Source organism: Gemmatimonadota bacterium (assembly GCA_009838845.1).
Taxonomy (GTDB): domain Bacteria; phylum Latescibacterota; class UBA2968; order UBA2968; family UBA2968; genus VXRD01.
Genome location: VXRD01000126.1, coordinates 22721 through 43741 on the forward strand (window position 1 = coordinate 22721; position 21021 = coordinate 43741).

General features: G+C 51.3%; 17 protein-coding genes. 14 read left to right on the forward strand and 3 right to left on the reverse strand.

The window, feature by feature from the left end:
- The first annotated feature begins 19 nt into the window (after positions 1 to 19).
- The 3 genes from F4Y39_17560 to F4Y39_17570 all read left to right on the forward strand — a co-directional run bounded on the left by F4Y39_17560 (position 20) and on the right by F4Y39_17570 (position 5103).
- Positions 20 to 1399, forward strand: a complete 1380-nt coding sequence (locus tag F4Y39_17560; protein ID MYC15533.1) for an efflux RND transporter periplasmic adaptor subunit — start codon at positions 20 to 22, stop codon at positions 1397 to 1399.
- A gap of 29 nt (positions 1400 to 1428) precedes the next feature.
- On the forward strand, positions 1429 to 4629 hold the full coding sequence (locus F4Y39_17565) for an efflux RND transporter permease subunit (protein ID MYC15534.1): 3201 nt from the start codon (positions 1429 to 1431) through the stop codon (positions 4627 to 4629).
- Positions 4630 to 4746: 117 nt separating this feature from the next.
- Positions 4747 to 5103 carry a heavy-metal-associated domain-containing protein gene (locus F4Y39_17570; protein MYC15535.1) on the forward strand — a complete coding sequence of 119 codons (357 nt, stop codon included), beginning with the start codon at positions 4747 to 4749 and terminating at the stop codon, positions 5101 to 5103.
- Positions 5104 to 5158: 55 nt separating this feature from the next.
- On the opposite strand, the gene F4Y39_17575 is transcribed toward F4Y39_17570, so the two are convergent.
- Together F4Y39_17575 and cysK are read right to left on the reverse strand one after the other, a co-directional pair.
- A complete protein-coding gene (locus F4Y39_17575) occupies positions 5159 to 6298 on the reverse strand; it encodes a putative sulfate exporter family transporter (GenBank protein MYC15536.1) in 1140 nt (379 codons plus the stop codon).
- Between the two features lie 12 nt (positions 6299 to 6310).
- Positions 6311 to 7270, reverse strand: a complete 960-nt coding sequence (gene cysK, locus F4Y39_17580) for a cysteine synthase A (GenBank protein MYC15537.1) — start codon at positions 7268 to 7270, stop codon at positions 6311 to 6313.
- Between the two features lie 276 nt (positions 7271 to 7546).
- Between cysK and F4Y39_17585 the strand changes: the two genes are divergently transcribed.
- Complete coding sequence (locus F4Y39_17585) at positions 7547 to 8473, forward strand: phytanoyl-CoA dioxygenase family protein (protein ID MYC15538.1); 927 nt, start codon at positions 7547 to 7549, stop codon at positions 8471 to 8473.
- Positions 8474 to 8525: 52 nt separating this feature from the next.
- Here F4Y39_17585 and F4Y39_17590 read toward each other — a convergent pair whose 3' ends face one another.
- Positions 8526 to 9302 (reverse strand): response regulator transcription factor, encoded by a 777-nt coding sequence (locus F4Y39_17590; GenBank protein MYC15539.1) that lies wholly within the window; start codon positions 9300 to 9302, stop codon positions 8526 to 8528.
- Between F4Y39_17590 and ggt the strand changes: the two genes are divergently transcribed.
- The 10 genes from ggt (at position 9301) to F4Y39_17640 (ending at position 21004) form a co-directional block, all read left to right on the forward strand.
- On the forward strand, positions 9301 to 11034 hold the full coding sequence (ggt, locus tag F4Y39_17595) for a gamma-glutamyltransferase (protein ID MYC15540.1): 1734 nt from the start codon (positions 9301 to 9303) through the stop codon (positions 11032 to 11034). The genes F4Y39_17590 and ggt overlap by 2 nt on opposite strands.
- Positions 11035 to 11045: 11 nt before the next feature.
- A complete protein-coding gene (locus F4Y39_17600) occupies positions 11046 to 12245 on the forward strand; it encodes a hypothetical protein (GenBank protein ID MYC15541.1) in 1200 nt (399 codons plus the stop codon).
- Positions 12246 to 12375: 130 nt separating this feature from the next.
- Complete coding sequence (locus F4Y39_17605; GenBank protein MYC15542.1) at positions 12376 to 12921, forward strand: YkgJ family cysteine cluster protein; 546 nt, start codon at positions 12376 to 12378, stop codon at positions 12919 to 12921.
- 15 nt (positions 12922 to 12936) lie between these two features.
- Positions 12937 to 13797 (forward strand): hypothetical protein, encoded by an 861-nt coding sequence (locus F4Y39_17610; GenBank protein MYC15543.1) that lies wholly within the window; start codon positions 12937 to 12939, stop codon positions 13795 to 13797.
- A 17-nt stretch (positions 13798 to 13814) separates the two neighbouring features.
- Positions 13815 to 14564 (forward strand): RidA family protein, encoded by a 750-nt coding sequence (locus tag F4Y39_17615; GenBank protein ID MYC15544.1) that lies wholly within the window; start codon positions 13815 to 13817, stop codon positions 14562 to 14564.
- Positions 14565 to 14944: 380 nt separating this feature from the next.
- A complete protein-coding gene (gene ilvN / locus F4Y39_17620; protein ID MYC15545.1) occupies positions 14945 to 15436 on the forward strand; it encodes an acetolactate synthase small subunit in 492 nt (163 codons plus the stop codon).
- Between the two features lie 136 nt (positions 15437 to 15572).
- Complete coding sequence (locus F4Y39_17625) at positions 15573 to 17129, forward strand: 2-isopropylmalate synthase (protein MYC15546.1); 1557 nt, start codon at positions 15573 to 15575, stop codon at positions 17127 to 17129.
- A gap of 14 nt (positions 17130 to 17143) precedes the next feature.
- The gene (leuC, locus tag F4Y39_17630) at positions 17144 to 18541 is read left to right on the forward strand and encodes a 3-isopropylmalate dehydratase large subunit (GenBank protein ID MYC15547.1); all 1398 of its coding nucleotides are present in this window, start codon (positions 17144 to 17146) and stop codon (positions 18539 to 18541) included.
- Between the two features lie 115 nt (positions 18542 to 18656).
- On the forward strand, positions 18657 to 19250 hold the full coding sequence (locus F4Y39_17635; protein MYC15548.1) for a 3-isopropylmalate dehydratase small subunit: 594 nt from the start codon (positions 18657 to 18659) through the stop codon (positions 19248 to 19250).
- Positions 19251 to 19423: 173 nt separating this feature from the next.
- Positions 19424 to 21004 carry a citramalate synthase gene (locus tag F4Y39_17640; GenBank protein MYC15549.1) on the forward strand — a complete coding sequence of 527 codons (1581 nt, stop codon included), beginning with the start codon at positions 19424 to 19426 and terminating at the stop codon, positions 21002 to 21004.
- Positions 21005 to 21021: the final 17 nt, after the last annotated feature.

Here is a 21021-nt window from a genome sequence, read left to right on the forward strand (position 1 = left end):
TTTAAAAAGGAGTTGAGAGATGAAATATCTCCTTCCAATTCTATCATTGATTGTGGGATTTGTTGGCGGGGTCTGGATTTCGGGAGATACGCATACAGAGCAGGTGCAGGCGTTGGAAACATATATTTGTCCGATGCATCCGACGGTGGTGTCGGATAAGCCCGGATCTTGTCCAATCTGCGGTATGGATCTGGTGGAGAAAGAGGTGGATGGTGGGCACAGTCATGAGATGCAGGCGGATCGCGAAACATATATCTGTCCGATGCACCCGACGGTGGTGTCGGATAAGCCGGGTAGTTGTCCCATTTGTGGTATGGATCTGGTGCAGAAGGAGACTGATGCATCGTCAGTTCAGGATGGAAGCGTGCAGATTGATCCTGTGACGATTCAGAATATTGGTGTGAAGACGATGGTGGTGGAAAAGCAGCCTTTGAAGCGGACGGTGCGTGCGGTGGGCAGGGTGGATTACGACGAGACGCGGATTATGGATGTGAATAGTAAGATCGCCGGGTGGGTTGAAGAGTTATATGTGGATTATACCGGTCAGTGGGTGGAAAAGGGGCAGCCTTTGCTGGCGCTTTATAGCCCTGAACTGGTTGCAGCGCAGGAGGAGTATTTGACGGCTCTGGATTATGCGGAGAGAATGCGCGGTGGTGTGGATCGAGATGTGGCGCAAAGTGCCGACGATCTGCTCGTTGCTGCGCGGCAAAGGTTGTTGTACTGGGATATTTCGGCGGGGCAGATTGCAGCGTTGGAAAAGACGCGACGGGTTGGGCGGACAATGCCCATTCTGGCTCCTCGTTCGGGGATTGTGACGCACAAAGATGTGCTGGAGGGTGCGTATATCGGGTCGGGTCAACATCTGTATCGCATTGCGGATCTGTCGGTGGTGTGGATTTATGCAGATGTGTACGAATACGAGATGCCCTGGGTTTCCAAAGGGCAGCGCGCAGAGGTGTCGCTGTCTTATTTGCCGGGTGAGCAGTTTGAAGGCAAAGTGGATTATATTTTTCCGTTTATGAATGAAAAGACGCGCACGGTGCAGGTGCGGATGGTTTTTGACAATGCAGATGGTGCGCTTAAACCGGATATGTATGCCGATGTGGTGATTCGCCCCGAGGTGGCGCGTGAGGGTATTGTGATACCCGCTCAGGCGGTGATTCATTCGGGGACGCGCAGGGTTGTTGTGATGGCCCATGGAGACGGCAGATTTGAGCCGCGTGAGGTTCATATCGGGGTCGAGACTGAGGATGGATATGAGGTGCTGAAGGGGCTAAATCCGGGAGAGCAGATTGTGACTTCGGCGCAATTTTTGATCGATTCAGAGAGCAATTTGAAGGCTGCACTGGCGGGGATGCAAAGGGATATTGGTGGTCATGGTGGACATGGTGGACATTGAGGTGCGTATTTTGAGGGGGTTGGAACGCGATGCTAAATCGAATTATTGAAGCGAGTGTGAAGAATCGGTTCCTGGTGGTGATCGCTACTTTGATGGTGATTGGATGGGGGTTGTATGCGATGCTGAATACGCCACTGGATGCGATTCCCGATTTGTCGGATGTGCAGGTGATCGTGTTTAGCGAATATTCGGGGCAGGCGCCGCAGGTGGTGGAAGATCAGGTGACGTATCCGCTGACGACGGCGATGTTGTCCGTTCCTTATGCAAAGACGGTGCGGGGATATTCGTTTTTTGGCATGTCTTATGTGTATGTGATTTTTGAGGATGGTACGGATATGTACTGGGCGCGCAGTCGGGTGTTAGAGTATCTCAATTCCGCGTCTGATAGATTGCCGCAAGGGGTGACGCCAAAACTAGGGCCAGATGCGACGGGTGTGGGCTGGGTTTATCAATATACGGTGCTGGATACAACGGGGAGATACGATCTTTCAGAATTGCGCTCGATTCAGGATTGGTATTTGCGTTATGAGTTGAGCAGTGTGCAGGGTGTGTCGGAAGTGGCATCTGTGGGTGGATTTGTGAAGCAGTATCAGGTGGTTGTGGATCCCAATCGCTTGCTGGCATACAATATTCCTTTGCAGAAGGTCCGGATGGCGATTCAGCGCAGCAATAGCGATGTGGGAGGGCGATTGGTCGAACTGGCAGAGACGGAATTTATGGTGCGTGGGTTGGGGTATATCCAATCTGTGGCGGATATCGAGCAGATTGCCCTGGGCGTGGATGAACACGGTACGCCGATTCGCGTAAAAGATGTTGCGACTGTGCAGGTGGGGCCAGAGCTTAGAAGGGGATTGGCCGAATGGAATGGCGAGGGGGAGGTGGTGGGAGGTATTGTGGTGATGCGGTATGGGGAAAATGCGCTCAAAGTTATTGATCGGGTGAAAGAAAAGATGACGTCGCTCAAACCCGGTCTTCCCGAGGGTGTGGTGGTGGTCGCCAATTACGATCGCTCGGCGCTTATTCTGCGCGCGGTTGATCATTTGCAAAAAAAGCTGATTGAAGAGATCGCGATCGTGGCGGTGGTGTGTATCGTTTTTTTGCTCCATTTTCGCAGTGCTTTTGTGGCTGTTTTCACATTGCCGATGGGGATTTTAATTGCGTTTGCCGCGATGTATCACCAGGGTGTCAATTCGAATATCATGTCTCTTGGGGGTATTGCGATTGCCATTGGGGCGATGGTGGATGCCGCTATTGTGATGATCGAAAATGCCCACAAGCATATCGAACGCGATGGCGGGACAAAGTCGCACAGCGAGATGATCATTGCTGCTTCGAAAGAGGTGGGGCCTGCGCTGTTTTTTTCGCTGCTGATTATTACGCTGTCGTTTTTGCCGGTTTTTGCGCTGGAGGCACAGGAGGGACGATTGTTTAAGCCGCTCGCATATACCAAAACTTATGCTATGGCGGCGGCGGCATTTTTGGCGATTACGGTTGTGCCGGTGCTGATGACTTTTTTTGTGCGCGGCAAAATTCGGCCTGAGGCGGAGAATCCCATCAGTCGCGCGTTGATTTATCTGTACCGGCCCGTGATTGATTGGGTGCTGCGACATCGGGTGCTGACTGTGGTGTTGGGCGGGCTGGTGTTGTTTGTGACGGTGTTTCCATTCCGGGATATCGTGGTGTCGCGTTTTTCAGACCGGCCGCAGAGTTTGACTTATCGGGCACTGGTGAAGTTGGACGCGCTATTTCCTATGGAAAAAATTGGATCGGAATTTATGCCGCCTCTGTACGAGGGCGATCTGTTGTATATGCCCACGACATTGCCAGGGATATCGATTACGAGGGCGCGGGCACTGTTGCAACAGACGGATAAAATTATCCGCACTTTCCCGGAAGTTGAACACGTATTTGGCAAAATTGGTCGGGCGGAGACTGCGACAGATCCGGCGCCGTTGTCGATGATTGAGACGACGATTATGCTCAAGCCCGAGTCCGAGTGGCGAGAAGGCATGACGCCTCAAAAATTAATTCGGGAATTGAACCAGGCGGTGAAATTTCCGGGGTTGACCAATGCGTGGACTATGCCGATTAAGACGCGCATCGATATGCTTTCAACGGGTATTAAGACGCCTGTGGGTATCAAGGTCGTGGGAGATGATCTGGAGACCTTGCAGATGTTGGGCGAGGAAATCGAGACAGTGGTGCGCGATTTGCCGGGTACGCTGAGTGTGTTTGCCGAGCGCGCAGCAGGTGGCAATTATCTGGATTTTGAGATCGATAGACAGGCTGCTGCGCGTTATGGGCTGACGGTTGGGGATGTGCAGGATATTATTATGTCGGCATTGGGCGGGATGAATATTACGCATACTGTGGAGGGTTTGGAGCGCTATCCGGTGAATTTGCGTTATGGGCGAGAGTTGCGCGACAATTTGCCCGCGCTTCGGCGCGTGCTGGTGCCCACGCCGATGGGGGCGCAGATTCCCATTGGACAGTTGGCCGATCTGCGCATTCGGAAAGGACCGCCGAGCATTAAGAGCGAGAATGCGCGGTTAAATGCGTGGGTCTATGTCGATATTGAAGGTGTGGATGTGGGAACTTATGTCGCACGGGCACAACAGGCGGTGTTGGAGCAGGTGCAGATGCCACCCGGATACACCGCGATCTGGAGCGGTCAGTATGAATATATGTTGCGGGCAGAGAAAAAGCTGAAGGTTGTGGTGCCCGTGACGCTGGCGATCATTTTTGTGCTGTTGTATCTGAATTTTAGAAATGTGACTGAGACCGCGATTGTGATGCTTTCTCTGCCCTTTGCTCTGGTCGGTGGGATATGGTTGATGTATATTTTGGATTACGATATGAGTATTGCCGTGGGTGTTGGATTTATCGCGCTGGCGGGATTGGCTGCCGAGACAGGGGTGGTGATGCTGATTTATCTGGATCAGGCTTATGAGAGTATTAGACGCGAAAAAGGCGATGTTTTGACGCTGGCGGACTTAAATCAGGCGGTGATGTCCGGTGCTGTGGAGCGGGTGCGGCCCAAGTTGATGACGGTGTTTTCAACGATGGTTGGTCTGTTGCCGATTATGTGGTCCACAGGCACGGGGTCCGAGGCGATGAAGCGCATTGCAGCGCCTATGGTGGGGGGGATGGTGTCATCGACGATTTTGACACTGCTGGTGATTCCGGCGATTTATGCGTTGTGGAAGGAGCGGAATGTATCCGCAGAATGAAGGCGAGTAATTCGAGCATGAACGCAGATAGACGCAGATGAAAGGCAAGACGTAGGAGTGGGTTTTTAACCCACCCGATGTAAACCCCAAAGTTATTCATTTATCAGGAGGTGTGTTATGAAGTCTCGTATTTTTGCATTATTGGTCATTGGCGCAACAGCGATAGGCATGGCGGGATGGGTCGGCTGTTCGTCAAAGTCGGAGGCGACGACTGTCGAGGTGAAGTTGTCCACGATGCAGTGCGCTATGTGTTCGCATACCATAGAGGAAGCCCTGAAAAAGGTCGATGGCGTTCAGAGCGTGGAAGTCAATCTGGATGCGAAAACAGCGAAGGTGACTTTTGATGACAAGATGACCAGTGTTCCCGCCCTGGAGCAGGCTGTTGTCAAGGTGGGTTATGCGGCGAATGACAAAAAGGCCGATACTGATGCGTATGCAAAGTTGCCCAGTTGCTGCCAAGTTCCTGAGAATTAATCTGCCGATTGTTGGATCAAAGCCTCGGATGTTTTGGTAAATTCGGGGCTTATTTTTATAACTGTGCAACACCCAGCCCCAGCAATGCCAGAGTGATAGCTGATAAGACGCCCAATATTACCGGTTTTATACCGCCTGCTTTCATTGCAGCAAATGCCGTAGATAATCCAACTCCAGCCATCGCGCATATAATAATCCACTTGCCGCTCTGGCTCAATAAGCCAGCCAGGTCTATATGCCGATCGCCTGCACCAAACACAAATTGCTCGGATAAATGTAATGTAACTTCCGGCAAAAAGCCCAGGGTTCGCAGCAGCGCCATTGCCAGAAACAAGACGACAAAACCCGGGACCAGCCTGGAATAACGCACTGGTTCATCGATATAAATCGTCTGTCGCTGCGTATAAGCAAACCACGCCCCCAGCACAAATACGACAGGTCCCAATAGTGAAATGCGCACCAGTTTGACAATTGTCGCCATTTCACCCGCTGTCTGCCCATCTCCTGCATGCGCGAATCCCGCGGCAATTACCTGTGGTGTTGCGTGAATGCCCAATCCACACCAGATGCCATATACTTCTGCATCCAGCATTGCCAGAGATCCAACCACGGGAAATAGCAGCATCGCCACTACGCCCAGCAGATTGATCACCCCGACCGAATACGTTATTTCTTCGTTGTTGGCTTTGATCAGGGGCGCGAGGGCTACAATGGCAGAACTTCCGCAAACCCCTGTGCCCACACCAATCAATAGCCCCATTTTTTTTTCGATGTTAAGCCAGCGCGATATTAGATGGGTGAATACAACAATTATTGCAATCAATATGGTCGCACCAATCAGGACCTGCACTGCGACGCGAATCAAATCGTAAAAATCCAACCGCGCACCCAGGAGCACAATTCCAACGGGTAGCCACTTTTGCACCACTGTATCTATGCCAGGCTTCAGTTTTGCTGTTGACGGCATCGCATTGCACAATAGCAGGCCCAATAACAATGCCAGTAATACTGCGCTCAGGGGATGCTGGCCCGAGGACAGTGTAAACGGAGGAAAAGGCAATGTGTTTAAATATATTGCTGCCCACGACAAGATTACACATACCCCAATGCCTGGCCAGGGACTTTCTTTGGGCCAGATAGAGAGTTTTTTGCGAAATTGCGCTTCAAATGATCGCTCTTTCCCGCTCAGATTCATACCTTCATTTCCCTATAGAAGTGCATTTACATTTTGCACTTCGTCACGCCGAAAATATTCTTCAATACTGAAATATCGCGTTCCCGTATCACACAGTACTGTCACGACTACGTCATTGCTCGAAAGCCTCTGGGCCACGCGCCGGGCCGCCAGTACATTTGCCCCCGAAGAAATTCCGACCAATAATGCCTCTTCTCGCGCCAGAGTTTCCGTCATGTCAAATGCCTCGCGATCTTCTATTGTGATTACCTCATCCAGTATATTGCAATTTAAAATCGATGGAATAAATCCCGCTCCAATTCCCTCGATCGCGTGAGGACCCCGGCTTTTACCACTTAATACAGCCGAACCCGCAGGCTCAACAGCCACTACTTTTGCATCTGGCACTTCTGCCTTGAGTACTTCGCCTACACCCGTAATTGTCCCACCTGTCCCTACTCCTGACACAAAAGCCGTTATCTTTCCCCCTGTTGCTTTTACTATTTCTGGCCCTGTGGTCTGTCGATGGGCTTCTGGATTGGCAGGATTGTCAAACTGCTTTAACTCAATGCAATTTGCATTCTTTTTTACGATCTCCTGCGCCCGCTGTTTTGCGCCATCCATATCGCCCGAGCCGGGTGTGATGACCACTTCGGCCCCGTATCTGGTTACCAGTGCCCGTCGTTCAAAACTCATTGTCTCAGGCATTGTCAATACCAGACGATATTTGAGTTTGGCACATAACATCGCCAGGCCGATTCCGGTATTTCCACTGGTCGCCTCTACAATGGTCATGCCGGGTTTGAGTGTTTTGGCTTTCTCAGCATCTCGAATCATACTTAGCGCGATGCGGTCTTTCACGCTGCCACCCGGATTGAGATATTCCATTTTGGCCAGAATGGTAGCGCCCCCCGCTGGCGACAAATTCTCTAACCGCACCATCGGCGTTCCACCAATGATATCGGAAACGCGACCCACAATAGTCTCTGGCATAGCATTCTCCCTTGGAGGACGAGATCAAATCCCGTGTCCTGTGTATCCGGCGCGAAGGGGTGAGAAATACGAGGTGTGCGCCGGTGTGACAATATAATTCTCGATGGTAAAAAATAAACAGGTTTATGGGCATTGGGATTTATGTGAGGTTTAGAGCTTGGGTGTTTTTTTAAATCAGTTGTGTCTTGAATTATTTGCAGGTGATGAGTATATTCGATTCGAAATATTCTTCAGTCTGGCGAGATACCTGGATATGCAGGTTATAAGGAGGTATTTATGGCTCTTGCGATGACAGAGCAGCAAGAGAGAGATTTTGATGAAAAGGGATTTGTTATTCTCGAGGATTTCTTTACTCAGGACGAGGTGAATCGGCTTTTGCTGGCTATTGATGAGGTGGCAGAGCGGATTCGAGAGGCCGAGGGTCTGGGACCTGATGATCCTTTTGCCGTGCGCAATGCCCTGTCGCAGCACGAGGCGTTTCTCGATTTGATCGATCATCCGCGCATGCTGCCTATGGTGGTGGATGCGATTGGCTGGAATATTCAGATTCGAACTACGCATCTGGACTATCGACCGCCGTATCCCGAGGGTTTGAAAGCAGGTGATGTTGGCGTTGGCAAGGGCGAAGATCAGGAGGTTGGGTACCGCAATGTTGCATGGCATCCCGATTTGGCGAGCGATACGCTATTTCTGGGACCTTCGCTCGATGGACGTCTCCCGTTTATGGAGATTAAGGTTTTTTACGTGCTTTACGATATGACCGAATCCAATTGTGGCAATCTGTGGTTGGTGCCAGGCAGTCACAAGCGCAAGCCAGAAGAATTGCGGGAAATGGGGCGCGAAGTCAATCCGGAAGAGGCGGTTGAGCTCAAGTTGCGGGCTGGTTCTGCGGTGTTGTGGCGAACCGCTGTTTGGCACTGTGTGGGTCCCAATTTGTCGAGAAAAACGCGAAAGATTATGCATGTGGGCTATAATTATCGTTGGCTTCGTCCGACTGATTATATCGCGCAGGATGCGGAGCTTATTGAACGGAGTTCGCCAATTCGGCGTCAGTTGTTGGGCGCGCTGGCATCGGGAAAAGACCCGCTTGGTCCAGAACCAGATTTTCACCCTTCGTCACAATACTGGCTGACTAAGAATTGGGATGATGTTCCGCTGCGAGCCTGGGCACAGGCGCGAGCACAGGATATTCTAAAAAAATAAACCCCAGGAGCGTGCTTCTGGGGTTTGTGGTGTGTCGGGAGCTATTTTAATATTATGGAGGATCAAATTTGTAGCCGACACCGCGTACTGTGGTAATGGCTCTGCCCGATTCGCCGAGTTTGGAGCGCAAGCGGCGAATGTGTACATCAACGGTGCGCATGCCGCCGTAATAGTCATAGCCCCAGATGCTGTCGAGCAGGTCTGATCGGGTAAATACGCGGGTCTCGTGGGTGACCAGATGTTTGAGTAGTTCGTATTCTTTTAGTGTGAGTTCGACAACACTGCCCTTGACGCGCACTTCATAGCGCGCCATATTGATGACGAGGTCGTCTATTTTTAAGGTGTGGTCGTCGGGGGGATGGTCGTCGTTCCAAAGAGCCAGGCGCAGGCGGGCTTCGAACTCGCGCAGGCTATAGGGCTTGATGATAAAATCTGAAATGCCGAGTGAAAAGTCGAGGTTGAGTGCGGTCATTTCATCGGTGATGACGAGTAGGGAACTGTCGTTGGCAGGGCGCTGTTGTTGAAGGTGCGCAATGGCCTGTGCGAGGCGATCGAGGGAGGACTCGGGGTCAATGATGGTCAAGTCAATGCCGTTGGTGGGTATGGGTGGCAAATTGCTCCGCCCCCTCAAAATCACGTGTTCAACTTGATGCCCGATGTATTCGAGGTCTGATTTGAGACGCGCGCCGTAGGCTTCGTCTGCGAGAAGAAGAATAGTTGCCATTGGAGACGAAATAGGGAATAAGGGAGGAACTGATATTACGCATTTTAATGCGCCCGTGTGTAATATCAGTACTGAAAACAGAAAGCCGAAAATTAGTGGCCTCATGGCATTTTGTCAAGGTGTATCTGAGAATACGGGCGCGGGCGTTGACAAAACACTTTTATCACTTTTTATCAAAAAATCGCCTCAGGAGTACATTATGTCTTCTCCTCATGCAATTGCCTATCCCGCCTTCAGGCCGTCCATTATGGGTAGGAATGGCGTGGTTACGTCGGGACACCATCTCGCTTCTCAAGCAGGTATTCAGATTATGAAGGCCGGAGGCAATGCCATTGATGCCGCCATTGCTACAGCCGCTGCGCTCGGTGTGGTTGAACCGCAATCTTCAGGCGCAGGGGGGGATGGTTTTATTTTAATTTACTCGGCTAAGACGGGTACCGTATCTGCCATCAATGCCACTGGCGCAGCCCCAACGGGCGCGACCCGAGAATTTTATCTCCAACGCGGTGGTATTCCAATGAAAGGTATTCTGAGCGTTTCCATCCCCGGCCTGGTAGATGGCTGGCTCGTTGCTCACGAGCACTTTGGCACGCGCCCGCTCGAAGATATTTTTGCGCCGGCAATCGCCTTTTGCGAAGACGGTTTTCCGCTCAGTCACAAATTGGCGGATAGCTTGCGGGGAGAAACAAGACGCTTTGCATCCGATCCATATACGCGGGCGGTTTTTACAAATGATGGTCAGCCTCTCAGTCCCGGAGATATAGTTTATCAGAAGGACTTGGGTAAGACCTTGCGAAAAATCGCCGCAGAGGGCCGCGACGCCTATCGCACGGGTGAAATAGCCCGGGCACTTGTTGCATTCAGCCAGTCGCGAGGTGGTTTGTTTACCGAAGCCGATTTGAAAAACCATTGCGCCCGCATTGGCGATCCCATTGCCGTGACTTACAAAGATTATACGGTGTATGAAACGCCGCCCAATTCGAGTGGGCATATTTTACTTCAAGAACTCAATATTGTCGAAAATTTTGATCTTCAGGCGCTGGGTTGCAATACTGCCGAGAGTATCCACCTTATGGTCGAAGCCAAGAAACTCGCTTTTGCAGACCGAGAAAAATACGTGGCTGATCCAGATTGGATTGATGTGCCGGTTGAAGGACTTCTTTCGAAAGAATATGCAAAAGAGCGCGCTGCGTGTATTGACCTCGAACGCGCTGCTATCCACGTTCCGCCCGGTATCCCGGAATCGGTTGAGGATACTACATGTTTCTGCGTAGCTGACGGCGAGGGCAACGCGGTTTGTCAATTGCAGAGTATTCAATCTGGCTGGGGGGCAAGTCTTATTGCGGGGGATACGGGTATTCTTCTCAACAATCGCATGACTTACTGGCATCTGGAAAAAGATCATCCCAATTGTCTGATGCCCGGCAAGCGAGTTCGCCACACTATGAATCCCGTTATTGTCGCGAAAGACGGTAAACCCGTTCTGATATGCGGCACCCCGGGCGCAGATACACAGGTGCAGACGAATTTGCAATTGGTGACACATATTCTGGAATTTGGCATGACGCCTCAAGAGGCTGTTGAAGCCCCCCGCTGGCGTTCTTTGCAAAATCCCATGGAATCCACGGTTCCCCATACCTGCGAAGATGTGCTTCAACTCGAAAGCCGTTTTCCTACAATCGAGTGCGAAGCTCTGGCTCGGAAAGGTCACGACCTTCGCTACCTCTCAAATTGGGGTGGGCCGGGAAATGCACAGGCCATTCAGATCAATCCCGAGACCGGGACCCTGATGGGCGGTTCAGATCCCAGGCGAGATGGATACGCCGTTGCTTTTTAAGAGGAACAATTATGAAAATCAAAGATATCCGCGCAGTTGCCGTCGATATTTCTCCCGATCAAAAAACAGAACCTCGCGTCCCAAAGCTGCCCACAGATGGGTTTATTAGCCCTATGGCGCGATATCCCGAATTTAAAAAATCGAAGTGGAGTTCAAATTGGACCCGCGCAGCCTGTGTCGTGACCGCGCATGACGGCACCTGGGGAATTGGTTTCACCATCAATAGCGGTCCGGTGCTCAGTATTATCAACGATCATTTTGCCCCTTTGCTCGAAGGGCAAAATTGCATGGCGACTGAAAAGTTATGGGATATGATGCGCCGCGCTTCTTCGCCTTATCATACGGCGGGTTTGTCCAGCTATGCCATCAGTGCTGTGGATAATGCCCTGTGGGACTTGAAAGGAAAAATTTTGCAGCGTCCTGTTTACGAGCTTTTGGGCGGTCCTCAAAAAGAAAAAATTTTCTGTTATGCCAGCAATACAGATATATCTTATGGTACGGAAAATAGCATTGAATGGTTTCTCGAATTGGGTTTCAAGGCGGTCAAGCTTTTTGCGCGATATGGACCGGAGTCCGGTATTGAGGGGATAAATAAGACTGAAGAGCTGGTTGCAAAAACGCGCGAGCAGATTGGCGATGATGTGGAACTCATGCTCGATGCGTGGATGTCGCTCAATGTCGAGTACACGGTTCGCCTCGTCGAAGCTCTGAGGCCGTATCGCCTCAAGTGGCTTGAAGATTACGTGCTGCCCGAAGATATGGAAAGCTATATGAAAGTGCGCCAGCGCGTCCCCGGGCAGATTCTCGCAACGGGCGAACACTGGTACACCATTCATCCCTTTGCTACAGCCGCGAGCCAGGGGCTTGTCGATATTTTGCAGCCCGATATTCAGTGGGCAGGTGGTGTCACGGCTTTGATGCGAATATGCCATATTGCCGAGGCGCATGGGCTAACGGTTATCAGCCACGCGGGCATGAATTATCCCTATGGTCAGCACCTTTCTTATGCTATGCCGGCGATACAGTGGGGCGAGCGTTCCGAAGGGGTATCGCCTCCAGGCGTCCCGCTTGAAGAACGCGTCGCGCTGCCGGGAACCCCTGTGATCAAAGACGGTTATCTCATTCCGAGCAATGCCCCCGGTTTTGGTCTTGAAATCACGAAGGACTGGTTGGAGCAAAAGGTCAGGGCGAATAGACGAATAGACGAATAGACGAGAAAAGCGCGAATAGACGAACCCCACCCTACCACCCAGAGTCAGCGCAAACTCCATTCGCTGATTCGTAGATTCGCTGATTCGTAGATTCGCAGATTCGCAGATTCGCAGATTCGTAGGAGACGATATGGCGCAAGAGTGGAAACACTTGCTCAAGTTTCGCTGCACTCGCTGTGGAAATTGCTGCCGAGACCCCATTGTTCTGGTTACCGACGAAGATGTGCGCCGCATTATTGAGGGCACAGATCAGGCTGCTTGTGATGTTGTCGATTTTTATAAGCCGAGTGAGATTGAATGGGGCGAAGATCAACCCGGCTGGATACGTCTGAGGTCTGGCCAGCGCATTATGGGATTGCGCCGAACCGAGAGCGGATGCCAATATCTGGGTGAAGACGATTTGTGTACTATCTACGATTATCGCCCGGTGACTTGTAGAAGGTATCCATTTGATCTCGAGTTTGATGAAGAGGGCGATATCGAGTTGCTCAGCATTAGCCAATCTACCGATTGTCCGTATGAGCTCGACGGGTACACGCCATTGGGTGAGATTAAGGCTATTGCAAAATGGGAGACGTGGGAAGAAGAACCCTATTATGCCAGAGTTGAAGCGTGGAATGCGCGCAAAGAGACGGGCGGGAAAAAGACATTTCTCAAATTTATTGGGTTGGGATGAAATGGAAGATAGTCTATGAGTCACAACATTTTTGAGCGCGCTGAAGAATTTATCTATAATAATGCGCGGCTGCTCGAGCGACAGTTGTTTGCCTATCATTTCAAAGGGGGTTCACGGGAGCAGGTGCTGACAGCGCTTCGCGCCTATCAGAATGAAGATGGCGGATTTGGGCATGCCCTTGAACCGGATATTCGCTGTCCAGAAAGCCAACCCGTGCCGGTGCAGCACGCGCTTGAGTTTCTCAATGCCGTGGGTTTTGATGCCGATATGGTGCAGCGCGCCTGCGATTATTTGATGGAGATTACTACGCCCGAAGGTGGTGTTCCGTGGTTGTTGCCTTCTGCACATCGCTATCCGCGAGCATCATGGTGGAATACAGTTGAAAATCCACCGGCATCTCTGAATCCAACGGCTGCGATTGCTGGTTTGTTACACAAGAATCGCGTTCAACATGCGTGGGTAGATTGCGCGACCACGTACTGCTGGTCAAAGATAGCCGATCTGCAACCTGCGGAAATGCATGAAATGGGTGTGGTGCTGACTTTTCTCTATTATGTGCCGGACCGGGCGCGCGCAGAGCGCGAAATTGAGCGTCTGGTCGGTGGGATGTTTTCTGCGGGTCTCGTTGCCGATGCAAATGCTACAGGCTATGTCCGCAAGCCGCTCGACTGGGCGAGTACGCCCGATCATCCGCTTCGCGATTACTTTCGAGAAGAGGATATTGCGGCAAATCTCGATGCAATTGTTGCGGGACAACAAGCAGATGGGGGGTGGAATATTACCTGGCAAGCCGTGAGTCCGGGTTGCGAACTCGAATGGCGCGGCTGGGTGACGCTGGGTACACTGCTGACGCTCAGGGCGAATGGGCGATTGTAATTGTACAGAGAGTTATCATGTTGATTGCTAAGATAGAAGGGCACTACCACTTTCTCAAGGGTATTGACCCCTATTCCTGCGGCGTTATTGCCGATCCCGGCTGGGAGATTGTCCATGTGACACTGGAACAGGCGCTGCCCTGGCGGCATGGGTTTGATCGGGTTGAGGCGCATTTGCAGGAGGTCGGGCGAGATCTACAGGCATTGTGCGGTATGGAATTGCGTTCGCCTGCGCCTTTTACGATGGCGGGGTTCATTGCTTTCAATCGGGATTATTGTCAGGTGCTCAAGGCATGGGACCTGTACGTGGGAGAGTTGAATCCAGTAGCGCGCACCAATGTGGCACCGCTGTTCGATCCGCCGGGGGAACCGGTGCTGCACGCATTTTCCTATACGGTGCCAGCAGCGACTGATATACCCCGGACTCTGGTGATCGCCGGGGCAGGGGAATTGCGCGAGGGGGTACTTGTGGAGCAGGGTATTGTCCGCAGTGGGGATATCAGTGCAGAAGCGATGCGGGAGAAGGTTAGTTATGTGGTGGATGTAATGGTCGAGCGTTTGTTTGGTCTGGGTGGGGCTTGGGAGATGATCAATGCGGTGGATGTGTACACGGTGCATTCTCTGGACGGGCTGGTAGAGGATATTTTGTTCAATCGCATTGGGCCAGCCCGACGGCACGGTTTCCGCTGGCACTTTACCCGGCCGCCAGTGGTCGATATTGAATTTGAGATGGATATGCGAGGGGTGCGTCGTGATCTGGTGATATAAGATCACGGGCAGAGATGGGGTGGGCTGATTGCGAAATGATATTTTTTCTTGACATATTCCACTGAGATTGCGTAAGTTATTCAATCTAAAATACATTATTACTTCTTTTCCCAAGTCTTCTATTATGCGCTCAATTTCTACATTGGCGATTTCCACCATGCGAGACGGTGTACAACTGCGTATCCGTTCTTTGCGCCTTTCTATTGCAGGGCGAGTTCTGCTCATTCTGCACCTTCTCCTGCTCGTGAGCCTTTTTCTATCTATTATCATTCATTAGTTTCAGGCTCTTTCCCCAACTCTTGCGACAACACCCATAATAAGGACAGAGCCTGTGATTTACTCATAGGTCGTTGTCACTTCATGTATTCGGGAAATGTTTAATGACTCACAAACACACGATAAGTGCCCTGGTCGAAAATCATTTTGGCGTTCTGTGCCGCGTTGCAGGCCTTTTTTCCAGTCGCGGATTCAATATCGATAGTCTGTCCGTTGGCGAGACAGAAGACCCGAGTATTTCTCGCATGACCATTGTCGTCGGTGGCGACGATAGCGTGCTCGAGCAAGTGGTCAAGCAATTGGATCGCCTCATTGACGTCATTCGCGTGATCGATATTACACAGGGCCAATTTGTTGAACGCGAACTCATGTTGGTCAAGGTCAAAGCCGATACAACAACGCGTGCAGAAATTATCCAAATTGCCGAAGTGTTTCGCTCAAATATTGTCGATGTATGTCCCAGATCGATGACCATAGAGGTTACGGGCAAAAATGATAAAATTCAAGCTATCATTGGCATGCTCAGTTCTTTTGGCATCGAGGAAATCGCGCGTACAGGCACAGTTGCCCTGTTGCGAGATTCCGCGACACAATAAGGAGGTGATGCAGATGGATCCCGATCTCGGTGATCTTACCGAAGAACTCGCTCTCGTTTGGCAGATGGGGATAGACCGCCAGAGCGTTCCATCTGCCCATTTCCTCTTCGATTCTGGCATGTTTTAGGGAATAACAATGTCAAACGCGAAAAATAAAGACCGCGTCATTATTTTTGATACCACTTTGAGAGACGCGGAACAGACGCCGGGGGCTTCGCTCGCGTTGCGCGAAAAAGTTGAAATTGCCCATCAACTCGCGCGGCTCAATGTCGATGTTATCGAGGCCGGATTTCCCATATCGTCCGATCAGGACTTCAATGCCGTGCGGCGTATCGCACACGAGGTTGAAGGTCCTGTTATTTGCGGTCTGTCTCGCGCAATTTTCAAAGATATTGACCGCGCAGGTGAAGCTTTGAAAGATGCGCCAAATCCGCGCATACACACGTTTATTGGGACATCGCCGCTCCATATTTCCATGGTTGGCAAAACGCCCGCTCAAGTTCTGCAAATGGCTGTTGATGCGGTTGCGCGAGCTAAGTCGCATTGCGACGATGTGGAGTTTTCGCCGATGGATGCTGCGCGCACAGAGCCGCAATATCTCCTCGACGTGATCGAGGCTACCATTGAAGCGGGTGCGACAACCATCAATATACCCGATACCGTGGGCTACGCCGTTCCCGACCAGTTTGGCCGCATTATTCGCAATATTTGCGAGAAAGTGCCCAATGTCGATCGCGCCATTATCAGTGTCCACTGCCACGACGATTTGGGCATGGCGACTATCAATGCTCTCGAAGCACTCAGAAATGGCGCGCGTCAGGTCGAATGCACGGTTAATGGGTTGGGTGAACGCGCGGGCAATACCTCGCTTGAAGAAGTGGTTATGGCCGTCAAGACGCGCGGGGATTATTTCGATCTCTATACGGATATCAAGACGCGCGAAATCGTAAATACGAGCCGTCTGGTCAGCCGCCTCATGGGTATTGTCGTTCCGCCCAACAAGCCCATTGTAGGAGCCAATGCATTTGCACATAGTTCGGGTATCCATCAGGACGGGGTACTCAAGGACCGCGAAAATTTCGAAATTATCGATCCCAAATCTGTGGGCTGGGAAGAATCGAGTATTGTGCTTACGGCGCGTTCTGGTCGCCACGCATTGCGCCATCGTCTGGAAGAGCTCGGCTATCATCTCAATCAGGATGAATTAAATATCGCTTATGAGCGTTTTGTCAAAGTTGCAGATAAAAAGAAGGAAGTTTATGACGAAGATCTCATGGCTATTGTGGAAGATGAAATTCGAGACTTTCCCATGCGGTTCGTGCTGGACTATTTGCATACTGTGAGTGGCACCGGTACGGTTCCCTCTGCGACGGTTCGCATTGGTATTGACGGTAAAAACCACGTCCAGGAATCTGCCTGGGGCGATGGACCGGTAGATGCAACGTATCGGGCGATCAAGAAAGCCACAGATAATACAAATACAAAAGTGGAAGAATATACTATCCGCGGCGTTACCGGGGGTGCCGAAGCGATGGGAGAAGTCACGGTCAATGTGTCGTGCAATGGACGCCTGACCAGGGGACGCGGCGTTTCAACCGATATTATCGAAGCCAGTGCCAAAGCTTTTCTCGATGCGCTCAATCGCCTGGCCATTCAGCAAGACAATCACAAGGAGCGAGAACCAACCGTTTAGAATAGAGGTTATAGATGGGTCAAAGTTTATTTCACAAAGTTTGGGATGCGCATGCGGTGCGAACGCTGCCTTCGGGGCAGACGCAGTTGTTTATCGGCCTGCATCTCGTTCACGAGGTTACCAGCCCGCAGGCTTTTGATATGCTCAGAGAGCTGGGTCTCACCATTGCGTATCCAGATCGCACATTTGCCACGGTTGATCACATTGTGCCCACAAGCGATGTGGCACGCCCATTTGCCGATGAGATGGCCGAGGACATGATGATCGCCATCGAAGAAAATGCCCAACAGTTTGGCCTTTCTTTTTTTGGGCTCGACGACGAGCGTCAGGGTATTGTCCACGTTATTGGTCCTGAACTGGGTCTGACACAGCCGGGCATGACCATTGCCTGCGGCGATAGCCACACTTCAACGCACGGAGCTTATGGCGCCATTGCATTTGGCATTGGCACCTCGCAGGTGCGCGATGTGCTTGCCACACAATGCCTGGCGATGGATCCTCTCAAAGTGCGCCGCATTGAAGTATCAGGCACGCTGGGCAAGGGGGTTTACGCCAAAGATGTCATTCTCAATATTATTCGCAATCTCGGCGTAAAAGGCGGTACGGGCTATGCTTACGAATATGCCGGATCCGCTATTGAAGCTATGGATATGGAAGCGCGCATGTCGGTGTGCAATATGTCTATTGAAGGCGGCGCGCGCGCGGGGTACGTGAATCCCGATCAGACGACTTATGACTATCTGCGGGGACGCACTTATGCACCTTCGGGCGAAGCTTTTGATCGCGCGGTTTCCTGGTGGCGTTCTATGGCTTCCGATGCCGATGCCGATTACGACGATGTTTATCATCTCGATGGCTCCGCTCTTGAGCCTACTGTGACATGGGGTATCACGCCGGGGCAGGCACTTTTTGTATCAGAAAAAGTACCGGCGCTGACGGATCTGCCCGACGATGAGCGCGATGTTGCAGCCGAAGCGTATGATTATATGGACTTAAAACCGGGTACGGCTATATCTGGTATGCCGATTGACGTGGCTTTTGTGGGGTCGTGTACCAACAGCCGTATCTCTGACCTCAGAGAAGCTGCCAGAGTCGCCGAGGGACACAAGGTGGCCGATGGCGTCAAAGCGCTTGTTGTGCCGGGGTCCAAATCCGTTCTCAAGACAGCCGAAGCGGAAGGCTTGCACCACATTTTTGAAGATGCTGGCTTTGAATGGCGCGGTGCGGGGTGTTCGATGTGTTTGGCTATGAATCCCGACAAATTGCAGGGACGCGAAGTGTGCGCGTCGTCGAGCAATCGCAATTTCAAAGGGCGTCAGGGCAGTCCCACGGGACGCACGCTCTTGATGAGTCCCGCAATGGTCGCAGCCGCGGCTATCGCAGGTGAGGTTATTGACGTACGCGCGATGTAAAAGCGCGAATAGACGAATAGACGAATAGACGAATGGCGATACACACTGATTTTGGGAGGATGGGCGGGATTCGCAGATTCGTTGATTCGTTGATTCGTCTATTGAAAGGTTATTTATGAATTCATCAGTGATTCAGCAGGTAGAAGGGCGCGCGATTCCCGTTCGGGGAAATGACATCGATACCGATCGCATTATTCCCGCGCGATATCTTCGCGCCATCACGTTTGACGGCCTGGGTGAGCACGCATTTGAAGACGACCGCAAATCAAATCCCGATCACCCATTTGATGATCCGCGCTATCAGGGCGCATCCGTACTCATCGCCAATGACAACTTTGGATGTGGATCATCCAGAGAACACGCGCCTCAGGCGCTGATGCGCTGGGGGATTTGTGCCATTGTGGGCGAATCTTTTGCCGAAATTTTTTTGGGCAATTGCACGGCTATGGGCGTGCCTTGTCTGACGGCTTCGACCGGGGATATTGTCAAAATTCAGGACGCTGCCGAAGCAGATCCACAACGGGAAATGACTGTTGATTTAAAAGAGAAAAAATTGACATTTGGCGATATAGAAGTCGATCTGCAGATTGCAGAAGGCAATCGGCTCCAACTCATTGAAGGCGCGTGGGATGCTACAGGCATGCTCCTCGAAGGCCGCGATGCGGTGCGGGAGGTTGCCAATAAACTTCCCTATGTTACGGGCTTTTAATCTTTTTTACGCCCGCATCTCGCGGGCGTTTTTGCGAGTTATTATGTATTCTCACATGCGAACAGGCAGGAGATATTATCCGGGCACTCGTTGCCCGGAAGCCATTGGTTTGGGAATTGGATCGTTTTGCATGACCCATATTGGATAACTTTACCCAAACCAGAGGAAATCACATGTCTGAACTTGTACAAATCTACGATTCGACCCTTCGAGACGGCGCGCAGGCAGAGGGTATTTCATTTTCCGCTGAAGACAAAACCATGATTGCACAGCATCTCGATGCGATGGGCATTCACTATGTTGAAGGCGGTTGGCCCAATCCGACGAATCCCAAGGATCTCGAATTTTTTGACCGCGTACGCGATCTCGAATTTCACAACACCAAAATTGTCGCCTTTGGCAGTACATGCAGGGTTGACAATCCGCCCGAAGACGATCCCACCCTCACCACTTTGCTCAGGGCAGGAACAGAGGTCATCACGCTCTTCGGGAAAAGCTGGACGCTTCACGTGACCGATGTGTTGCGGGCAACACTGGACGAAAACCTGCGAATTATCAGGGATTCTTGTGCCTGGCTCAAGGAGAACGGGCGAGAAGTTATTTACGATGCCGAGCACTTTTTTGACGGTTATAAAGCCGATCCCGAATACGCGCTGGAAACTTTGTTGGCTGCGCAAGAAGGCGGGGCAGAGGTGCTCGTTTTGTGCGACACCAATGGCGGTACGATGCCATATCAGATACAACAGATTATCAGCGGTATTCAACCCAGGCTCGATGTCCCTCTGGGTATTCACACGCACAATGATGCGGGAATGGCTGTGGCCAATAGCATTGTCGCACTCGAAATGGGTGCCACGCATGTGCAGGGTACGATCAATGGATATGGGGAGCGCTGTGGCAATGCCAACCTGTGTTCGGTGATTCCAAATATTGAATTTAAGCTGGGGAAGACGGCTATTGGCGCGACAAATCTCACAAAGCTCATGGAATTATCGCGGTTTGTCAGCGAAATCGCCAATGTCTATCACGACCACCGCCAACCTTATGTGGGCGAGAGTGCTTTTGCACACAAAGCAGGTGTTCACGTCGATGCCATGCTCAAACAACCCGTCGCGTATGAACACTGCGATGCGGAATCTGTAGGCAATCAGCGCCGTTTTTTGCTTTCAGAACAATCGGGCGGCGGGGCTGTTGCTGCAAAATTGCACCATCTGATTCCGGGCCTGGACAAACGTCATCCAACTGTCCAGAAATTGCTGCAAAAAATTAAGCAACTCGAACACGAGGGCTATGTTTTTGAAGCCGCTGAAGCGTCGTTTGAAATTATCGCCCGCCAGATATTGGGCAGTATTCGCAGACCGTTTAAGCTCATCAATTACAGGACGATCAATCGCAAAAGTGCTGCAGGCTCTGAAGTAGAAGCCATTGTGAAAATAGAAATTGAAGGACAGATCTACCACACGGTTGGCGAAGGCGATGGTCCTGTCAATGCCCTCGACTCGGCATTGCGCCTGGCTCTTGAACCCAAGTATCCCATGCTGAAAGATGTGCGTCTTGAAGACTACAAGGTGCGCGTGTTATCCAGTGCCGATGGTACGGCAGCTAAAGTGCGGGTGCTGATCGAGTCTTCTGATCGGCGGCGCGTGTGGAGTACTGTGGGTGTATCTGAAAATGTCATCGAAGCCAGTTGGACAGCACTGGTCGATAGTTTGACTTATAAATTGCTACTTGACGGTATTATCGTTGTTGACTGACCCTTTTCAAAGAGTAT

What these genes read in the sequence shown, in the direction of transcription:
- F4Y39_17560 (MYC15533.1), top strand. Translation starts at nt 20, where the DNA reads ATGAAATATCTCCTTCCAATTCTATCATTGATTGTGGGATTTGTTGGC.
- F4Y39_17565 (MYC15534.1), top strand. Translation starts at nt 1,429, where the DNA reads ATGCTAAATCGAATTATTGAAGCGAGTGTGAAGAATCGGTTCCTGGTG.
- F4Y39_17570 (MYC15535.1), top strand. Translation starts at nt 4,747, where the DNA reads ATGAAGTCTCGTATTTTTGCATTATTGGTCATTGGCGCAACAGCGATA.
- F4Y39_17575 (MYC15536.1), bottom strand. Translation starts at nt 6,298, where the DNA reads ATGAATCTGAGCGGGAAAGAGCGATCATTTGAAGCGCAATTTCGCAAA.
- cysK (MYC15537.1), bottom strand. Translation starts at nt 7,270, where the DNA reads ATGCCAGAGACTATTGTGGGTCGCGTTTCCGATATCATTGGTGGAACG.
- F4Y39_17585 (MYC15538.1), top strand. Translation starts at nt 7,547, where the DNA reads ATGGCTCTTGCGATGACAGAGCAGCAAGAGAGAGATTTTGATGAAAAG.
- ggt (MYC15540.1), top strand. Translation starts at nt 9,301, where the DNA reads ATGGCATTTTGTCAAGGTGTATCTGAGAATACGGGCGCGGGCGTTGAC.
- F4Y39_17590 (MYC15539.1), bottom strand. Translation starts at nt 9,302, where the DNA reads ATGAGGCCACTAATTTTCGGCTTTCTGTTTTCAGTACTGATATTACAC.
- F4Y39_17600 (MYC15541.1), top strand. Translation starts at nt 11,046, where the DNA reads ATGAAAATCAAAGATATCCGCGCAGTTGCCGTCGATATTTCTCCCGAT.
- F4Y39_17605 (MYC15542.1), top strand. Translation starts at nt 12,376, where the DNA reads ATGGCGCAAGAGTGGAAACACTTGCTCAAGTTTCGCTGCACTCGCTGT.
- F4Y39_17610 (MYC15543.1), top strand. Translation starts at nt 12,937, where the DNA reads ATGAGTCACAACATTTTTGAGCGCGCTGAAGAATTTATCTATAATAAT.
- F4Y39_17615 (MYC15544.1), top strand. Translation starts at nt 13,815, where the DNA reads ATGTTGATTGCTAAGATAGAAGGGCACTACCACTTTCTCAAGGGTATT.
- ilvN (MYC15545.1), top strand. Translation starts at nt 14,945, where the DNA reads ATGACTCACAAACACACGATAAGTGCCCTGGTCGAAAATCATTTTGGC.
- F4Y39_17625 (MYC15546.1), top strand. Translation starts at nt 15,573, where the DNA reads ATGTCAAACGCGAAAAATAAAGACCGCGTCATTATTTTTGATACCACT.
- leuC (MYC15547.1), top strand. Translation starts at nt 17,144, where the DNA reads ATGGGTCAAAGTTTATTTCACAAAGTTTGGGATGCGCATGCGGTGCGA.
- F4Y39_17635 (MYC15548.1), top strand. Translation starts at nt 18,657, where the DNA reads ATGAATTCATCAGTGATTCAGCAGGTAGAAGGGCGCGCGATTCCCGTT.
- F4Y39_17640 (MYC15549.1), top strand. Translation starts at nt 19,424, where the DNA reads ATGTCTGAACTTGTACAAATCTACGATTCGACCCTTCGAGACGGCGCG.